The 17,891-nt window shown below is 42.0% G+C and carries 13 protein-coding genes; 10 read left to right on the forward strand and 3 right to left on the reverse strand.

Features of this window, described 5'->3' with window-relative positions; genetic code table 11:
- Window positions 1-41: 41 nt before the first annotated feature.
- Window positions 42-2,498 (reverse strand): acyltransferase family protein, encoded by a 2,457-nt coding sequence (locus tag ACJV2T_RS00700; RefSeq protein ID WP_419398863.1) that lies wholly within the window; start codon window positions 2,496-2,498, stop codon window positions 42-44.
- A 303-nt stretch (window positions 2,499-2,801) separates the two neighbouring features.
- On the opposite strand from ACJV2T_RS00700, the gene ACJV2T_RS00705 reads away from it, so the two are divergent.
- Window positions 2,802-3,296, forward strand: a complete 495-nt coding sequence (locus tag ACJV2T_RS00705; protein WP_004105658.1) for an inorganic diphosphatase — start codon at window positions 2,802-2,804, stop codon at window positions 3,294-3,296.
- A gap of 142 nt (window positions 3,297-3,438) precedes the next feature.
- On the opposite strand, the gene ACJV2T_RS00710 is transcribed toward ACJV2T_RS00705, so the two are convergent.
- Window positions 3,439-4,230, reverse strand: a complete 792-nt coding sequence (locus ACJV2T_RS00710; protein ID WP_415683244.1) for a beta-carotene 15,15'-monooxygenase — start codon at window positions 4,228-4,230, stop codon at window positions 3,439-3,441.
- A gap of 241 nt (window positions 4,231-4,471) precedes the next feature.
- Between ACJV2T_RS00710 and ACJV2T_RS00715 the strand changes: the two genes are divergently transcribed.
- The 4 genes from ACJV2T_RS00715 to valS all read left to right on the forward strand — a co-directional run bounded on the left by ACJV2T_RS00715 (window position 4,472) and on the right by valS (window position 10,363).
- Entirely contained in the window at window positions 4,472-5,263 is a 792-nt protein-coding gene (locus ACJV2T_RS00715; protein ID WP_415683245.1) for a response regulator transcription factor, read from the forward strand.
- 20 nt (window positions 5,264-5,283) lie between these two features.
- Complete coding sequence (nth, locus tag ACJV2T_RS00720; protein ID WP_415683246.1) at window positions 5,284-5,937, forward strand: endonuclease III; 654 nt, start codon at window positions 5,284-5,286, stop codon at window positions 5,935-5,937.
- A 130-nt stretch (window positions 5,938-6,067) separates the two neighbouring features.
- Entirely contained in the window at window positions 6,068-7,555 is a 1,488-nt protein-coding gene (locus tag ACJV2T_RS00725) for an ABC transporter substrate-binding protein (RefSeq protein WP_415683551.1), read from the forward strand.
- Window positions 7,556-7,603: 48 nt separating this feature from the next.
- Window positions 7,604-10,363 (forward strand): valine--tRNA ligase, encoded by a 2,760-nt coding sequence (gene valS, locus ACJV2T_RS00730; protein ID WP_419398864.1) that lies wholly within the window; start codon window positions 7,604-7,606, stop codon window positions 10,361-10,363.
- 96 nt (window positions 10,364-10,459) lie between these two features.
- On the opposite strand, the gene relB is transcribed toward valS, so the two are convergent.
- Window positions 10,460-10,702, reverse strand: a complete 243-nt coding sequence (gene relB / locus ACJV2T_RS00735; RefSeq protein WP_419398865.1) for a type II toxin-antitoxin system RelB family antitoxin — start codon at window positions 10,700-10,702, stop codon at window positions 10,460-10,462.
- A 112-nt stretch (window positions 10,703-10,814) separates the two neighbouring features.
- Between relB and argS the strand changes: the two genes are divergently transcribed.
- The 5 genes from argS (at window position 10,815) to ACJV2T_RS00760 (ending at window position 17,866) form a co-directional block, all read left to right on the forward strand.
- Complete coding sequence (gene argS, locus ACJV2T_RS00740; protein WP_419398866.1) at window positions 10,815-12,611, forward strand: arginine--tRNA ligase; 1,797 nt, start codon at window positions 10,815-10,817, stop codon at window positions 12,609-12,611.
- A gap of 251 nt (window positions 12,612-12,862) precedes the next feature.
- Window positions 12,863-14,419 carry a branched-chain amino acid transport system II carrier protein gene (gene brnQ / locus ACJV2T_RS00745; RefSeq protein WP_419398867.1) on the forward strand — a complete coding sequence of 519 codons (1,557 nt, stop codon included), beginning with the start codon at window positions 12,863-12,865 and terminating at the stop codon, window positions 14,417-14,419.
- Between the two features lie 372 nt (window positions 14,420-14,791).
- On the forward strand, window positions 14,792-16,072 hold the full coding sequence (locus ACJV2T_RS00750; protein ID WP_419398868.1) for an ABC transporter substrate-binding protein: 1,281 nt from the start codon (window positions 14,792-14,794) through the stop codon (window positions 16,070-16,072).
- A gap of 2 nt (window positions 16,073-16,074) precedes the next feature.
- Window positions 16,075-17,040: a carbohydrate ABC transporter permease gene (locus ACJV2T_RS00755; protein ID WP_004105644.1), complete on the forward strand. Its 966-nt coding sequence runs from the start codon at window positions 16,075-16,077 to the stop codon at window positions 17,038-17,040.
- Window positions 17,024-17,866, forward strand: a complete 843-nt coding sequence (locus tag ACJV2T_RS00760; RefSeq protein ID WP_050397215.1) for a carbohydrate ABC transporter permease — start codon at window positions 17,024-17,026, stop codon at window positions 17,864-17,866. The genes ACJV2T_RS00755 and ACJV2T_RS00760 overlap by 17 nt, the downstream gene beginning before the upstream one ends.
- Window positions 17,867-17,891 lie beyond the last annotated feature (25 nt).

Consider the following 17,891-nt stretch of genomic DNA (forward strand, 5'->3'; position numbering starts at 1 on the left):
TAACAGTATTAAAAAGTTTTAACGCGCTATAACTCTAATTTTCAGCCACCGCACACTGCTAAACGAATCATTTTCGCGTATTGCGGACCACCGACTGGAGTTAAGTGAACTCCATCGTCAGTCAAATATTCTGAGTGACCGTTACTCAAACCATGCCAGTCTATAATGCCAACATTATGGTGAGTTGCTGCGAACTTGCGTAAGCTATCGTTCGTTGCATCCTGCCAAGGTTGCGGAACTCGTGTTGTAACGAAGTAAACAGGCCTACCTTTTGTGACATCAACCATGTGTTGAAGCACGCTATCGTCACGAGGAGGGCCGTTGGTTCCAAGAGCGAAAATTACCACATCTCCAGCGTGTTTTACAGAAATATCTTTCTCGTATTCATCAGCTCCGTGGAAAATTTGTCTACTCACTTTTCCATCTATATAAGCGTTAGGCATAACTTGCATCAAATATGGTTTAGCGCCTTCAGTAATAGAATCTCCAACCATAGTTAAGTTCACGGAACAAGTGTTGCGTCGTTTGTCGATTCGCGTATGAGTAGTAACAAGATTTCGTGGAACTTTTTCTGCAATAGGGAAGAGAATGCGATACTTCGATGGTGTAGGTGGAAGAGACTGTTTTACTACATCCTTTTGCGCACCTTTTGGAACTGCTTTTCCTTTTGTTTTTTGCTCAGAATTAGTTCTGTCAAAAGCAGTAGGTTTTTTATTTAACAATGAAGATTGAGCTACTTGTGCTGTCAATTCTGGGCGAAGCTGCATTGACCTATGCTTAGCTATATCTTGCCAATTTACTGGCAAGATAATTAACGACACAATAATTATGCAGCACAAAGTTAGTGAAACAGAGCGGATAAGCTTAAATAATTGTTGATCTTTTATTGGCTTTTCAAATAACTGATACAAGCATTCTGCAAGTGCAACTATTACTAGTGCCTGAAAGACTTGCTCGCCTGTAGATACAGCAGTTGTTCTATTTGCTGGGTTGAATAATTCAAGAACAGGGAAGTGAACTAAATAAATTGCAAAAGAGCGTCTGCCGATATAAGCGAGCGGAGCCCATGAAAATATTCTTGAGCAAATATTATCAGTTTGCGTGCAAGACCACAGTATTAGTGTGCAAGCGGCTGCTGTTATTGTGTATCCGCCAAAAACAAATACTGAAGATGTGCCTTCTGCATACACGAAGCAGTAGCACAACACAATTGTTGCCAACAGTCCAATGCAAGATCTCTGCCATGCATGAAGTGGATTATAAAAAACAGTTTTTGGCTTATTGAATGCGTTATTTGGAAGTTCTTGTATATCTGAATCTACGCTATTATCTGATAAATCAATTTGTAATCCTTCGCGCAAGTCAGCAGGTATTCCATCTTCAGCAAATACTTTTTCGTTATTTGCGTAGGATTTATCTGATTTTTTCGTTAGTGCTGAATTATCTACACTACTATCTGCATTACTATCTAACTTAACTGATGAAGCTAAGCTGACAGATATGTTCTTTTTGCCAATTAGCAAATGTAATGCATGAATAAGCCACGCGTGGAATGAATGTTTTGCAAACCAAGCGCCGTACATTGCTAACATTGCGCCCATTAAGAATTCTGATGCTCTAGTATCTAGAGAATAGTAGACGCGAGCTGGGGTTGTGTAATTGTCAAATAAGTAGGAAAAAGTAAAAGTAAGAATAGAAGAAAGTATTGCTAAGCCTGCTGTGATATACATGCGTACTAGCTTGCTACGCACGAATTTAATAAGTGCAGCAAGGATAATAGGCCATATAACAAAAGCTTGCATTATAAGTCCGAGATACCAAAGATGTTTGATAGGAGAAGGTAATCCGGACTGTTCAAAATATGAAAGTTTACGAGCAACATACATTATGTTGCTAAAGAATCCGGAGCCTGAAAGAGCATCTGCTTGTAACTTTGGCAGTAGACTTGGCGAAAAAAGCCACATAATTGGTGCTGTTATAGCGATAATTCCAAGTGTCGATGGCCAAATTCTTTTTACGCGCTTTAGTAAATATTCCCAGTAATGCTTGATTCCTTGAGTATTTTTATTATTATCTTCGATATTTTCCGCATTTTTTGCGTTTTTATCTGCGTTTAAATAGCGCAGAACTGATCTCGTGCAAAAATATCCTGCCAATACCAAAAACAGTGTTACTCCAAGGAATCCTCCCGTAAGAAGGCTTGGACGCATATGAAAGCATACAATACCAATAATTGCTAGAGCTCTTAAACCGTCTATTGCTTTATTTCTCTTCGAAACAGTATTTGTAGGTAAAGTAGATGACTGTTTATTTTCAGCTTTTGCGCTATTAATAGTTTTTTCTACGGTAATAGATTTTTCTACTGTATTATTTGCGTTTGATGAAAGATTAGTTGAGTTCGTTTTACTAGCATTTTTTTCTGCAGTAACCTTCTTTGTTTTGAAGGATTGATCTGCTTGTGAAACAGTGGAAGTGTTCACGCATCTCTTTTTTGTCATCTTGCCTACGCTTCGGTAACCATACTGGTATGTGTGCAACATATCGTGTGTAAAACGTAGCAATATTAACTGCGTATTAAGACACTTTTATAGCTTAAAGCGTGTCTTGTTGATATGCCTAGGATGCGCTAAAAATATGTGATTTTATGCTACTTCTGTAAGGGATACAAAACGTTTATTATTTAATGAAATTTGTTAACAAAATTTTGTATTGCATGCTCTATTGTTGTCGTTCGTCGGTGCGCGCTAAAGTGAGATAGAACAGTTATATGAATTGTTATTAAAGTTATCAAAGGAGCCAAAATGGCAGAAACTTTTAACGTTGTGGTAGAGATTCCACGCGGTTCTAAGAACAAGTATGAAGTGGATCACGAAACTGGTCGCGTATTCTTGGATCGTACGCTTTTCACAGCTATGGGTTATCCAGATGATTACGGTTATATTGATGGCACTTTGGGCGAAGATGGAGATCCACTCGACGCTCTTGTTATGATTCCAAATTCTGTGTTCCCAGGATGCGTTGTTGAGTGCCGTGCCGTTGGCTTGTATCACATGGTTGACGAAGCCGGTGGAGATGACAAGGTTTTGTGTGTTCCAGCTGACGTTCGTTTCGACGACATCAAGGATATTGATGACGTGAACGAGTATCACAAGGCTGAAATCAAGCACTTCTTCGAGCAGTACAAGGCTTTGGAGCCAGGTAAGGAAGTTCTTCCTGGTGACTTCTGGGCTGGCGTTGAGCAGGCTGAGAAGGAAATCGTTGCAGCTCGCAAGCGCTTGGAAGAAAGCGAAAAATAAGTTTCGCTTTTAATAAGCAAAACAATAAAATTACAGTCTAAATAAAACGTCGAAGACACATACCGTGTTTTCGACGTTTTTATGTAAGCAGGTGATTTCAAAAGTAAATTAAAACGTAACGTTACATACGCTTTAAATAATTTTAAGCAGCTACTAGCATTCCAAGACCTGCAATATACACAAGCATTCCTGAAAGCATTATTGGCAATATAGAAGTAGCGATATCGTGCGCAATAATTCCAGTTTTGTATTCTTCATAATTGTTGCGAACCCATAAATATGAAAGTCCTGATAGCGCGATTAGCATAAATATGCACAGTACTATAACGAGTATTCCAGCGTTTAAATTGCGAAGCGATGGTATAAAGCTAATAATTGACGGCAAAAATAGCCAACCCGGAAGTGCTGCACAAGCAATACTTGCAGTCAACGTGTGCGAAAGATTTCGTACTAAATTTGTGCGATTCTCGCGCAGCATTTGCCTCAAGAATGTCACAAATGTTGCTGCTACAAGAATTAGAGCAAAAGATACAGCCCAACGTTCGTAAGGGTGAATTGCAGCAATAAACTTACTCATTGACACAGTTTCGTTATCAATGACGACGCTTTTTGGCAGCCATACCTTTAATACTCCAGTTGCAAACCATGCAGAAGCAATTCCTGCGCATAATGCAATAGCTCTGTCAATTAAATTTCCGCGCAGTGGCCACAACGCTATAAATATAAGCATTATGATAAGGCATAACATAAGTGTTATTTTTGCTGTTGCAATTGGCAATATCGCTGCAATTGCGAGAAGTACTACAACAAAAATTTGGCTTATAAACATCGCCAATGCGTTCATGCTAGGTATACGTGTATGTTTTTGAACATTTACGCAAGAATTATCATTTTTCTGCATCTTGTCATTGCAGATACGTGTTTCATTGCTCATACACACTCCCTAGTGCTGTAAGTTTTATATTTATAAAGCGTAATATGCCCATAAAATATTAACAAATTACTTTGTTTATTTACTAATGTAGCCTATAACCTGCACTGCGCTTTATTGTGTTGATATTTTTTATCTTCGGAAGACGCAAGTGTTGCGCTTATCGCTATTTTTCGCAGTATGGTTTACAATTCCTGTAAAGGCTGAATTTGCTACTACATCAATTGTTTGTTGGAGGCATCATATGACTGATATCACATTGATGACTTCGTGTGCTTCTCCCTCTTCAGTTTTACCTTCACTTACTTTGTTATCTCATAAAGTGCGTTTACTTTCTTTGGATACGTCAAGTTTGGCAAAACTACCTGCACAAACCATTCTTTTGCTTGACGCGCGTGAGGATTTAGCTCTCGCTAAATCAATGTGTTCTTCTCTGCGTGTTGCAAATATTACGGTTCCTGTCATATTAGTTATAACTGAGGGTGGTTTTACTGTAGTAAATCCTTCGTGGAACATTTCTGATGTTGTGCTAACCAATGCTTCTCCTGCAGAAGTAGAAGGTCGTTTGCGTTTGGCTTCTTTGCAACACGGATCTTCTGATGATTTATTTGTGCATTCGCAAGGCTCTGAAATTGATGATTCTTTCAATTCAGACAATGGAACTATGCGTTCTGGAGATCTCGTTGTAGATATGCGTAGCTACACAGTGAGTTTGCATGGTCATCCTGTTGATTTAGCTTATAAAGAATTTGAATTGCTGAAATACTTTGTGCAGCATCCGCGCAGGGTGTTTACTCGCACTCATTTGTTGCAAGAAGTATGGGGTTACGACTACTACGGTGGCACTCGTACTGTAGATGTCCATATTCGTAGGCTTCGTGCAAAACTTGGTGTTGAATATGAACATTTGATTGGCACAGTGCGTAATGTTGGCTATCGCTTCGATCCTTCGGAATCAGACGAGAATAGCGAAATTTCCGAAAGCAGCATTGAAGATGATTCTGAAAATGATGCAGATAAGCAGCCTGAACAATAACGATTTATTGAAGCTCTAATATGCGAGAATCAAAACAAGCGAAATTAGCTCGTATTTATGCAGAGTACGATTTATTGTGCAAAGAAATACCGGAACCGAAGTGTGCATTAAATTTCAAAAATCCGTTTGAGCTACTAATTGCTACTGTATTAAGTGCGCAAACTACAGATAAGCGCGTAAATATTGTGACTCCTGAACTCTTTTCTATTTTTCCCAACGCGAGTTCTTTAGCTGCTGCTCCTGTATCTCAAGTTGAGTCAATTATTTACCCTCTCGGATTTTATAGAGTAAAAGCACAGAACATTATTTCATTATCTGCATGCTTGCTTAATAATTTTTCTGGTATAGTGCCATCAAATATGGAAGATTTAATATCGTTGCCAGGTGTTGGCCGTAAAACTGCCAATGTCGTTCTTGGCAACGCATTTGGATTACCGGGGTTTCCTGTAGACACTCACGTAATACGTGTTACAGGGCGTCTTGGTTGGCGTAAGGTTCAGGCTCATCCAAATCCTGTCGCTATTGAACGCGAAATAACAGCTTATTTTGCTCCTAAAGAGTGGACTAATCTTTCTCATAGACTTATTTTGCACGGCAGAAAAATTTGCACTGCTCGGAATCCAAAATGTGTTTCATGCCCTTTAAATACAACATGTCCGTCAGCAATTATTTAAAGCGTGTTGTTTCCAATTCCGATATTGATATAGACTGTAAGTTATGTCAAGAACAGGCAAATATGCGTATCGTGCTTCCAGGTCAGCTCATGCTCGAGTTAATACAGACTGGATGCCATGGGTTGTGTTTGTGGTTGTGTCAGTAATAATGAGCGGCATTTTGTGGTGTGGATGGCAAATATACCAAGGTCATTCGCCTTTTGCTTCAATAATGCATCCAGCTAGTAACTCAGTGCTAAAAGTTGGTTTGCGTACTGCTCCTGAATCTCTTGATATTAGAAAAGACGATAGTGACGCTTTACAGCAAGCTTTAATTGGTAATGTTTACGAAACTCTTGTTAAACGTGGCGATGATAATAGTTTGCAACCGGGTCTCGCGAAGTCATGGGATATTTCGAAAGACGGCTTAACATATCGCTTTAATTTGCGTCAAGGCGTGCGTTTCTTTAACGGTAGTGAGATGAATTCCAATTCCGTATTAGAATCTTTGAAACAAGGCATAACAAATAATTATCCTGGTTATAGCGCGCTTTCAAATATTAAAACCGTTAATAATCCAGATAATTACACTCTAGTAATCACTCTTAATAATCCAGATGCTTTACTTCTACGTCGTCTTGCTGGACGTGTTGGCATTGTCTATGACACAAAATCGATGATCGACTATGCAAGTGCTGCTCTTGGCACAGGTCCTTTCACTGTAAGTGATTACAATAAAGGCAATTCTTTAGTATTACTTCGCAACGATAAATATTGGGGAACCCCTGCTTCTTGTGCAAGTATTACTTTGCAATATTTCAATAGCGATACTGCTCTAGCTGAGGCAATGGAAAAGGGCAATATTCAAATGGCAGTTCCGCTTGAAGGTAGCGAAAATAAGCGTCTTGCTGCTGTTGCTAATACGCAAATGGTAGAGGGTCAGAGCACAAGAGTGCGATTTATTGCAATAAATACAACAGTTTCGTCGATTTTCTGCGATGAGCAGGCTCGTAAAGCTGCGAGATACGCTTTGAATGCGCAAACTGTACTTGCAGCTGATGGCAATGGTGGTGTTCCAGTAGGAGGACCTATTGATCCTCTTTCAACTGGTTATGAAGATTTAAATGGATTGTATCCTTATAATCCAAGCAAAGCTGCTCCTTTGTTCCACTACTTTAGCGCAAGATATTTAGGAACTATTACTTTCCTTGTTTCACAAGGCGAAGGTGGAGTTGGGCGCGAGCTTTCAAAACAGATTAGTTCCGTGAGCGGTTTTAAGGTCAATCTTGAAGAAGTTGATCAACAAACTATGCGTAAGCGTATTAGTGAAGGTAAGTATGATCTTGCGCTTACTACGAGTAATCGTACTTTAGATGAAGGTATGTTTGCAGAAAGCGGTTCTCCGTTCGTTTTGCAAGACGCGCGTGCTCAACAAGCTTGGGCAGATGCAGTTCATTCTAAGAATGCAAGCGAATATGAGGCAAATGCTCGTGCATATGCTCGCGAAGTAAGCAATAATGCTGCAGCGCACTGGCTTTATGCTCGTAAAAGCATAATGGCTGTGAAATCTAATATAAGCGGTTACACAAAGAATATGACGGATCAGCTTCTGCCATTGCAAAGCGTAGTTGTGAAATAGAAAAGCGTAAGATTTGCGTTGTCGCGCTGAGTTTCTAATATTCAGTTCATGAGTGAACAGGATAACAACACAGTAAAGCACGCACATTTAACGCCTCTTCCTAACAAAGTTGGCGTTGATGGTCTTGAAGACAAGTGGCGTAGCAATTGGGATGAAGCTAAGACTTACGCATTCCATAATTCTCGCGACCGTAAGGCCGTATATTCTATCGATACTCCACCTCCAACAGTTAGTGGACACTTGCATGTTGGTCACGTATTCTCCTACACGCATACGGATGTTATTGCGCGATATAAGCGTATGCAAGGCTTTGACGTGTTCTACCCAATGGGTTGGGACGATAACGGTTTGCCAACAGAGCGCCGCGTACAAAACTATTACGGCGTGCGCGTAGACACTTCGTTGAAGTATGACCATGATTTTAAGCCGCCTTTTGAAGGCACTGAAGGCAAGAAAATTGAAGCTAAGGATCAGGTTCCTGTAAGCCGACAGAACTTTATTGAGCTTTGTGAGCGCTTAACTTCTCAAGATGAGAAGCTTTTTGAAGCATTGTGGCGCAGGCTCGGTCTTTCTGTAGACTGGTCGCAAACTTACCACACTATTGGCGAGCAGCCTCGCAGAGTTGCGCAAAAAGCATTCCTTCGCAATCTTGCTCGCGGAGAAGCTTATCAAAAAGACGCTCCAGGCTTGTGGGATGTTACATTCCAGACTGCAGTTGCTCAGGCTGAGCTTGAATCGCGCGAATATCCTGGTTTCTACCATAAGATTGCGTTCCGTTTTGAAGATGGTACGCCAATTTATATTGAAACTACGCGCCCAGAATTGCTTGCTGCATGCACTTCCTTAATTGCAAATCCAGAAGATGAGCGTTACAAGAAGTACTTTGGTCAAGAAGTTTATTCACCGCTGTTTAAGGTGAAGGTTCCGATTTTGGCGCATTCTGCTGCTCAAATGGACAAGGGTGCTGGCATTGCAATGTGCTGCACTTTCGGTGACGTAACTGACGTTGAGTGGTGGCGCGATTTGAATTTGCCAACTCGACCAATTATTCAGCGTAACGGTCGCATTGTAATGACGACTCCTGATTGGATTACGGATGAATCCGGTCGCGAAATGTTCGAGAAAATTGCCGGCAAAACCACGTTCTCTGCTCGTAAGGAAATTGTTGAAGCTTTGCAAGCAGCTGGAGATATGGATGGCGATCCAAAGCCAACAAAGCGCATGACGAACTTCTACGAAAAGGGCGATAAGCCTTTGGAAATCGTCACTTCTCGTCAATGGTACTTAAAGAACGGTGGCACAGACGAAAAGCTAAACGCTGAGCTTATTGAGCGCGGCAAGGAACTTAACTTCCATCCAGACTTTATGCGTGTGCGCTATGAGAATTGGGTTCACGGCTTGAATGGTGACTGGCTTATCTCTCGCCAGCGCTTCTTCGGTGTGCCATTCCCATTATGGTATCCAGTAAACGAAAATGGGGAAGTGGATTACGAGCATCCTTTGACGCCTAGCGAAGATCGTTTGCCAATCGACCCAACTATTGACGTTCCAGAAGGATTCGACGAATCTCAGCGAGACCAGCCAAACGGCTTTACTGCTGAGCAAGACATTATGGACACTTGGGCCACATCTTCCTTAACTCCACAAATCGTGACTCGTTGGGAAGAGCCAGGTGAGGAAAATCAAGCTTTGTTTAAGGCTACTTTCCCAATGGATTTGCGTCCACAAGGTCAGGATATCATTCGTACTTGGCTGTTTAGTACTGTTGATCGTGCACATCTTGAAAACGGCTGCTTGCCTTGGAAGCATGCTGCGCTTTCTGGCTGGATTCTTGATCCTGACCATAAGAAGATGTCTAAATCTAAAGGCAACGTGGTTGTGCCAAATAAGCCAATCGAAGAGTTTGGTGCGGATGCTGTGCGCTACTGGGCAACTTCTGCAAAACTTGGCTTGGATGCAACTTACGACGAAGGTCAAATGAAGATTGGTCGTCGCCTTGCGATTAAGCTTTTGAACGCTACAAAGTTTGCGCTCGCAATTGGTCGTGAAGATGATGAGCATCAGGTTCTTGAGCCTGCTAGCGCGGACTGGGATTTTGCAGACGTTACGGAAGTATTGGATCGCTCTGTTATGGCAAAGCTTGCATCCGTTATTCGTACCGCAACTGATGCGCTTGAATCTTACGAGCATTCTAAGGCTTTGGAAGCAATCGAAACCTTCTTCTGGGAATTCTGCGACGATTATATTGAGCTTGCAAAGAATCGTGCTTACGGTACTGCAGAATCCACTGGACGCACTCCAAGTGAAGCTGCTGTGAAGTCTGCTCGCACAACTCTTGGTCTTGCACTCGATGCTTTGGCTCGCTTGCTTGCTCCTTACTTGCCTTACGCTACTGAAGAGGTGTGGAGCTGGATGCATGACGGCGAAGGCTCTGTGCATCGTGCTAGCTGGCCATGCGCTAAGGCGTATGAGTCTGCTGCAAACGGTGTTTCTGCGGATACTTTGGCTTATGCGGGTGAAGCTTTGGCTACTTTGCGAAAGATTAAGTCTGAAGCAAAAGTTTCTATGAAGACTCCTATTTTGCAGGTGACTTTGAATGTTGCAGAAAACGCTTACAAGGCTGTTGAGGAGACTTTGGATGACGTTGCTGAAGCTGGACGCGTTACTGGAGAAGTAAAGCTTAACGCTGTTAAGGCTGCAGTTGCTGGAGATTCTTCTGATTCTGAATCTGCAGATTCTGATGCAGCTAACGTAAACGTTTCAGTTGCTCAAAGCGAACTCGGTGAAGCTCCTGCAAAAAAGAAGTAGTTGCAAGTAGTCGAAAATAATTAATCGCAAAACAAAAGCGCTGGAAGTCAATCTTCGACTCCAGCGCTTTTTGTGTATTTAAGCACTTAAGAATAATCACTTATTTTCTTCCAAACCAAGGCGCTTCACCACGTCGTCGAGTGGAGATGTTTCTAATTCTCCACGTTTGTATGCTTCAATATCTGCCATTAGACCATATTCATGTTCAAGTTCATCGATTTGGGCCTCTAGCGCTTGATTCATGTAAAATGAACGAGTGCGGTGAGTGGTTTTAGCGAGCTGATCATAACGATCTAAAACGTTAGAGGGTACTCTTAATCCTGTAATTGTTGCAGCCATTTTTAATCTCCATTGTAAAACATGTAAAACATATATTACACTATATGTAGAATAATGCGATCCAATACACTGTAATCGCGAAGCATCGCGCGGTAACGCTAGACTGTAAACCATGAATCCAGAAAGCTTAAGTGAATTAATTGAAAAAATTGCTAAAGATTTAGTAGCAAGCGGTAAAGCTGGCAATCTAACAGAAGATTTGATTCCTGCTGCCGAAAAACTTGCAGTTATGCGACCAAAAGATCGCGCACACGGAGATTGGGCTACGAACGTTGCTATGCAGCTTGCTAAAAAAGCTGGTATGAAGCCTCACGATTTAGCTGAACTTTTTGCCGAGCGTTTGCAAGAAGCAGAAGGTATTGCATCTGTAGAAGTTGCAGGCCCTGGCTTTATTAACATAACGCTTGATTCTGCTTCTGCTGCGGCTGTTGTTGACGAAGTATTAAAGCAGGGTGCAGATTTTGGCAAGAATACGCATTTGAGCGGCAAAACTTTGAATCTTGAGTTTGTTTCCGCAAACCCAACTGGTCCAATCCACATCGGTGGAACTCGCTGGGCTGCAGTTGGCGATTCCATGGCTCGAGTCTTGGAGGCGAACGGCGCAAAAGTTGTGCGCGAATACTACTTCAACGATCATGGTGAGCAAATCAACCGTTTTGCAAAGTCTTTAGTTGCTGCAGCTCACGGCGAAGAAACTCCTGCAGACGGCTACAAAGGCGCGTATATTAACGAAATTGCGGACGCTGTTATAAAAGAAGCGAAGGCGGACGGCGTTGATGTTCTTTCATTGCCGCGAATTGATCTTGGAAAAGATGAAGAAGGTTTGCCTCTTGGAGAAGGCGATTCCGAGCAGCGCGAAGAGTTCCGCAAGCGCGCAGTGCCAATGATGTTTGCTGAAATTCGCAAGTCGATGCACGATTTTCGTGTGAAATTCGACGTGTGGTTCCACGAAAACAGCTTGTACGAGGATGGCGAAGTTGAGCGCGCTATTGCAGACTTGCGTGAGCGTGGAGACATTTTTGAAAAAGATGGTGCAACTTGGTTCGAATCCACTAAGCATGGCGACGACAAGGATCGCGTAATTATTAAGTCCGATGGAAACTACGCTTACTTTGCTGCAGATATTGCGTACTATCGCAACAAGCGTCATCGCGAGCAGAATCCTGCGGATGTAGCGATTTACATGCTCGGCGCGGATCATCACGGCTATATTGGCAGGATGATGGCAATGTGCGCGGCTTTTGGAGACAATCCGGGCGAAAACATGCAGATTCTTATTGGTCAGATGGTAAATGTTATGAAGGATGGCAAGCCTGTGCGCATGAGCAAGCGCGCTGGAAACGTTATTACGATTGACGATTTAGTTGATGCAATTGGCGTTGACGCTTCTCGCTATTCGCTTGCTCGCACCGACTACAACACAAGCGTTGATATTGATTTGGATTTGCTTGCTTCTCACAGCAACGATAATCCTGTGTACTACGTGCAATACGCTCACGCGCGCAGCTGCAATGTGGCTCGCAATGCTGCAGATGCTGGAATTACGCAAGATGGCGCTGATTTAAGCTTGCTTAATACCGAGGCTGACGGCGAAGTATTGGCTGCTTTGGCTCAATGGCCTGCAGCTCTTGCACAAGCTGGCGATTTGCGCGCTCCTCACCGCGTTGCGCATTATCTTGAGGATTTGGCTGCAAGCTACCACAAGTGGTACAACCTTGAGCGCGTTGTGCCAATGGAGTTAACTGACCCTGAAAATCGTTTGCCGGAAGCAGAGCGCGAAGCTCAGCGCATTGCAAAGTGCCCAGAGCCAGCTCGTGCTGCAGCTCGCTTAAAGCTTAACGCTGCTGTGCGTACGGTAATTGCAACTGGTCTTGATTTGCTTGGAGTTTCTGCTCCAGAAAAGATGTGATTTTGCTTTTTATATAAGATTTAGAGCAAAGTTATAGAGCATTTTTGATTGCATAGGACGTTGGTAGTTTGCCAGCGTCCTTTTTATCTTTTATTAAGGACACGCGCGAGATTGTAAATTTATGCCGATTAAGTACATGCGATTTATTAAGATACCCCCTAATATTATTTTCGCTTTAAATCCACAATATAAAACAGAGATTTAGCTGAATAGTATGTAAATACAAATTTATCCTTATAGGAGGTGTAAGCATGAGCGTCACAACACAAAGTGTCAGCACAGACAGTGCCCCGAAAAAAAGGAACCTGACAATTATTGAGTCCGCGTACGTGGCGGTCATGTTGTTTGGTATGTTCTTTGGCGCAGGAAACCTGATTTTCCCTGTGTTCCTTGGAGCTAACGCAGGAAGCAATTCTGCTCCTGCCGCATTAGGCTTTATTATTACCGGCGTTGGTTTGCCATTGTTAGGTGTTACAGCTCTTGCAATGAGTCGTGCAAACGGTCTTTTTGAACTTTCAAGCAAGCCGAGCAGAAAATACGGCATGTTCTTTACTTGCGTTCTGTATTTAACAATTGGACCATTCTTTGCAATTCCTCGCTGTGCAACAACTTCGTACACTGTTGGTTTGGAGCGCGTTGTTCCACAAGACGGAAACGGTCAATTGTATTTGTTCTTGTTCTCTGTGGTTTTCTTCGCACTAGCGTTCTTCTTTGCGCTAAAGCCTAGTGGAATACTTACATGGGTTGGTAAAGTTCTTACGCCTATATTCTTGGTTTTCTTAGGTATTCTGGTATTTACTGCGCTGTTTTCTCCTGTAAGTGGTGCTTCTGAGGATGCCGCTCCTATAGGAAAGTACGTTAATGAATCATTCTTTACAGGATTCTTAGATGGCTACAACACAATGGATGCTTTAGCTAGCTTGGCTTTTGGCATTATAGTTGTTAGTACTATTCGATCCTTTGGCGTAAAAGACCCTAAAGATGTGGCAGTGAATACTGTGCGATCTGGATTCTTTAGCTGCTTGCTTATGGCGTTGATTTACGTCGCAATTGTTGTTGTCGGTGTGCGTAGCCGTGCACTGTTTAAGCCTGCTGAAAATGGTGGTGTAACTTTGGCGCAAGTCGCACGCTACCATCTTGGAAACGTTGGCTTATTTGTGCTTGCTGCAACTGTAACGCTTGCCTGCTTAAAAACTGCGGTTGGCTTAATCGTAAGCTGCTCAGAAACATTCTCTAAGTTATTCCCTAAGGGTCCTAGCTACAGAGTTTGGTCTGTGTTGATTACGCTCGTTTCGTTTGGTCTTGCAAACTTTGGTTTGAGCGCAATCATCGAATACGCGGTTCCAGTATTAATGTTCTTGTATCCACTTTCAATCGTACTGATTCTTTTGGCTTTGTGTGGTCGACTTTTTGACAATTCCAAAGTTGTATACGCTTGGACACTTGGTTTTACTGGTGTTGCAGCGGTATATGATTTTTTGAATAGTTTGCCAACAGCTTTACGTAATGCATTGCATATGAACGATATGTTGGTGGTTGTTCAAAACTGGCTGCCGTTCTCGGAATTTGGAATGGCTTGGCTTTGCCCTGCTGTTGTTGGATTTGTTGTTGGCTGTGTCCGCATGGTCTTATTTGACAACAAGGACATGAAGGAGATGGCTCGTGTAGCTGCTGGTCCAGATCTTGAAGGCAGTGTTGCTAGTAGCGATGACTATTCTTCAAGCAGCTCTGAGTTTGACGAGCCTGCCGACTTCGCTGTATCTGCTAAGTCTACTGCTGACGAACCTAATTTTAGTGAGCAATCCTAAAGTTTTGTAGAGTCGCGTAAAAGTTATAATAATCGCCATATTTTGTTGCGTAATTTTTCGTAGCGAAGTATGGCGAATTTTATATAAAACGCACGCTTGACTTATTTATTGGAACGATTTAGTATATTTCAATAACGAACAAAATAATGTGCAATCTAAAGTAATTCTCGCTTAGCCAGTAAAGCAAGATACAAAAGGCACGCGTCTAATGCTCGATGCTGAGGCATTAGCAAAAGTGGTTGTTCATTAGTGAAAGGAGTAAACGACGCTGTTTGCGGCAGAAGTCTGGCGTTGCTATATATCAAATGATTCATTGGGCGGTATGTCCAAGAACCTTTAAGTTTCTCTAAATATTTCTAAGGAAGAACAACGATGTTGAAACTAAAAAAGTTTGGAGCAATCTCTATGATGCTCGCTGCTGCGCTGTCTCTTACTGCATGCGGTGGCGGCACAAGCTCTACAAGCAATACTCAAGGTAAAACAACCGTTTCTGTTTGGCACTACTGGGATGGTGCTAATGCAGATGCTTTCGATAAAAAAGTAAAAGCATTTAATGCTTCACACAAGAACATTGAGATTAAAACTACAAATGTTCCTAATGCTGATTTCTTAACAAAATTACGCGCATCTGCTACTTCAAATACCTTGCCTGATATGGCCATAGGTGATTTGATTTGGATGCCTCAAATGGCGCAAATTGGCAAATCTGCAGACTTAAAAAAGCTTCTCAAGCCTGAAGTAATTGACAATATTAACCCAGCATTAAAGAATTTCGGCTCAATTGATGGTCACTTAGTATCCGTTCCAATGTCAGCCAATAATCTTGCGTATATGTACAATCGCACAGTATTTAAGAAGGCTGGTTTAGATCCAGATAAGCCTCCAAAAACTTGGGACGAATTAAAGCAAATGGCAAAGCAGATTAAGGATAAGACTGGTCTTCCAGGTTACGATTTGCCAACTGAAGCAGGAGACAGCGGTGAGGCTCTTACCTGGAACTTCCAAGTCAATCTTTGGCAAGCTGGTGGCGAATTCTTAAAGAAAGATAACTCTGCTGCTGCTTTTAACACTCCTGCGGGTAAGAAAGCTGCCAATTTCTGGATGGATCTTATTAAAAGTGGAGTGAGCCCATATGCTGGATGGGGCAAGTTTGAAAAAGGTAAAGGTGGTTCTGCTCAGGAAGGTTCTTGGATGGTAGGTATTTGGGCAGCGGATCCTCCATTTGATTTTGCCGCAGCTCCTTTACCAACTCCTGAAGGTGGTAAACCATCTACTAATCTTGGCGGAGAACAAGCCATGTTGTTTAACAATGATGATGCAAAAGTAAAAGCTGCTGCTGAATTTGTGACTTGGTTCTTGCAAGACAAGCAAGTGCTTGATTGGTGTGAATCTACTGGTTTCCTGCCTGCTACAAAGAGTGCTGCTAACAATGCAGAGTATCGTTCATGGGTTGAAAAGAAAGAGCCTCGCTTACTTCCATATATTGAACAAATGTCAACTGCTCATACTCGTCCAAACACCAAACTATATCCACAGATTTCGTTGGCATTCGCAAAGGAAATGGAAAAAGCATTTTCTGGCGAAGTAAATGTTGGAACTGCATTAAAGAATGCAGAAAAAGCAGTCAACGAAGTAATATCGCAAGGTAAGTAATCATGCGTAATCCGATAGTACAGTTGAAAAAGAACAAGTCAGCTGCTAATGCAGAAGCAAAGGCTAGTAATGGTAAGCTGATTCGTGATAGTCGTAAAACTGTAGGTAAATGGGAGCAAATTCTCACAGCATGGGGATTGTTGCTTCCTGGATTAGTGATTCTCGTCATCTTCACTTTTTATCCAATTATTTCTGCAGCTTATACGAGCTTAACGAATTGGAACGGGTTTTCTGTAAATCCAGATTTTATTGGATTGAAGAATTATGTGAAACTATCTCAAGATCCAGAATTTTGGAATAGTTTAACCGTGACTGTTATCTATGCATTTGGTGTAGCTGTGCTATCGGTTGTTTCGGGGTTGCTTTTTGCGGTATTACTAGATGCGCCAATTCGCGCTCGCGGATTGTATCGCACTATATATTTCCTTCCTGTCGTTACCTCCTCGGTGGCTGTAGCAATTGTGTGGAAATATATGTTGGATCCATCGGGTCTTGTAAATTCTGTACTCTCATCCCTAGGTATTGCAGGACCCGACTGGCTCCACAACAAGTGGCTAGCATTACTTGCTACTACACTCCTTACAGTTTGGAAGAACTTAGGTTTTAATATCATTCTATATTTGACTGCTTTGCAATCTCTTTCTAAGTCGACTTATGAAGCTGCAAGTCTTGATGGTGCTACGAGCTGGCAACAGCTGCGTTATATTACAGTTCCTCTGCTTAGACCAATGACATTCTTTGTGGTTGTGCAAGCACTGATTAGTAGTTTCCAATCATTTGATTTAATTTATGTGTTTACTGAAGGTGGTCCTCGAGGTGGCACTGACGTACTAGGAATGTTTATGTATCGTCAAGCATTTAGGTTAGGCAATTTCGGTTATGGTACGGCAATTGCTATAGCGTCGCTGGTGTTAGTTCTTATCGTAACTCTTGTGCAATGGAAGGTAAGTAATGCAGAAAATAAGTAAGGTTTTTACGAGATTGCGTTCGTTGCATCTTGCTCGGCATATTGTACTCATTATCGGTGCAGCTTCGGTACTTATTCCATTTATGTGGATGTTTACAACGTCGTTGCAAACAAAAGCCGAAACGTATGCCGTTCAGTCAGTGATTCCAACATCATGGCATTGGGAAAATTATCTGCATGCGTGGCAAAGCGCTCCGTTTGCAAACTATTATATTAATAGCTTGATCATGTCGGCAATTATTGTAGTTGGTCACCTTGCGTTTGATGCTATGGCAGCTTTTGCTTTTGCGCGATTAGAGTTTCCTGGAAAGAAAATATTATTCGTGCTGCTACTTTCTGCTTTCATGGTTCCTGCTTTCGTAACAGTTATACCTATGTACGGTATTATCGCTCAGTTGCGTTGGATTGATACTATGGCAGCTTTAACAGTTCCGCGTTTGGCTGATGTATTTGGCATTATTTTGCTACGCCAACATTTTACTACTATCCCGCGTGAGCTAGATGAGGCTGCAAGAATTGACGGATGTTCAAGCCTTGGTATTTTTATTAAAGTTATTCTGCCGCTTTCTAAGCCAGCTCTTGCAACTCTTGGTGTATTCTCATTCCTATTTGCATGGAATGATTTTCTGTGGCCTCTGTTGGTTACAAATGCAGAAGAAATGCGTACTATTCAAATCGGCTTGAGTGGTTTTGTTGGACGTTATGGTACGTCATGGAACTATTTAATGGCTGGAACTTTGACGTCAACTTTGCCATCAATTATTATTTTCTTCTTCTTCCAAAAAGCTCTTGAACGAGGAATCGCTTCTACAGGTCTTAAAGATTGAAGAAGTGCTAAGACGCTCACAATTT

This window comes from Gardnerella phocaeensis, assembly GCF_048545075.1.
Lineage (GTDB): Bacteria > Actinomycetota > Actinomycetes > Actinomycetales > Bifidobacteriaceae > Bifidobacterium > Bifidobacterium vaginale_J.

What these genes read in the sequence shown, in the direction of transcription:
- relB (WP_419398865.1), bottom strand. Translation starts at nt 10,702, where the DNA reads ATGGCTGCAACAATTACAGGATTAAGAGTACCCTCTAACGTTTTAGAT.
- ACJV2T_RS00700 (WP_419398863.1), bottom strand. Translation starts at nt 2,498, where the DNA reads ATGACAAAAAAGAGATGCGTGAACACTTCCACTGTTTCACAAGCAGAT.
- ACJV2T_RS00760 (WP_050397215.1), top strand. Translation starts at nt 17,024, where the DNA reads ATGCAGAAAATAAGTAAGGTTTTTACGAGATTGCGTTCGTTGCATCTT.
- ACJV2T_RS00750 (WP_419398868.1), top strand. Translation starts at nt 14,792, where the DNA reads ATGTTGAAACTAAAAAAGTTTGGAGCAATCTCTATGATGCTCGCTGCT.
- ACJV2T_RS00715 (WP_415683245.1), top strand. Translation starts at nt 4,472, where the DNA reads ATGACTGATATCACATTGATGACTTCGTGTGCTTCTCCCTCTTCAGTT.
- valS (WP_419398864.1), top strand. Translation starts at nt 7,604, where the DNA reads ATGAGTGAACAGGATAACAACACAGTAAAGCACGCACATTTAACGCCT.
- brnQ (WP_419398867.1), top strand. Translation starts at nt 12,863, where the DNA reads ATGAGCGTCACAACACAAAGTGTCAGCACAGACAGTGCCCCGAAAAAA.
- ACJV2T_RS00710 (WP_415683244.1), bottom strand. Translation starts at nt 4,230, where the DNA reads ATGAGCAATGAAACACGTATCTGCAATGACAAGATGCAGAAAAATGAT.
- nth (WP_415683246.1), top strand. Translation starts at nt 5,284, where the DNA reads ATGCGAGAATCAAAACAAGCGAAATTAGCTCGTATTTATGCAGAGTAC.
- ACJV2T_RS00755 (WP_004105644.1), top strand. Translation starts at nt 16,075, where the DNA reads ATGCGTAATCCGATAGTACAGTTGAAAAAGAACAAGTCAGCTGCTAAT.
- ACJV2T_RS00705 (WP_004105658.1), top strand. Translation starts at nt 2,802, where the DNA reads ATGGCAGAAACTTTTAACGTTGTGGTAGAGATTCCACGCGGTTCTAAG.
- argS (WP_419398866.1), top strand. Translation starts at nt 10,815, where the DNA reads ATGAATCCAGAAAGCTTAAGTGAATTAATTGAAAAAATTGCTAAAGAT.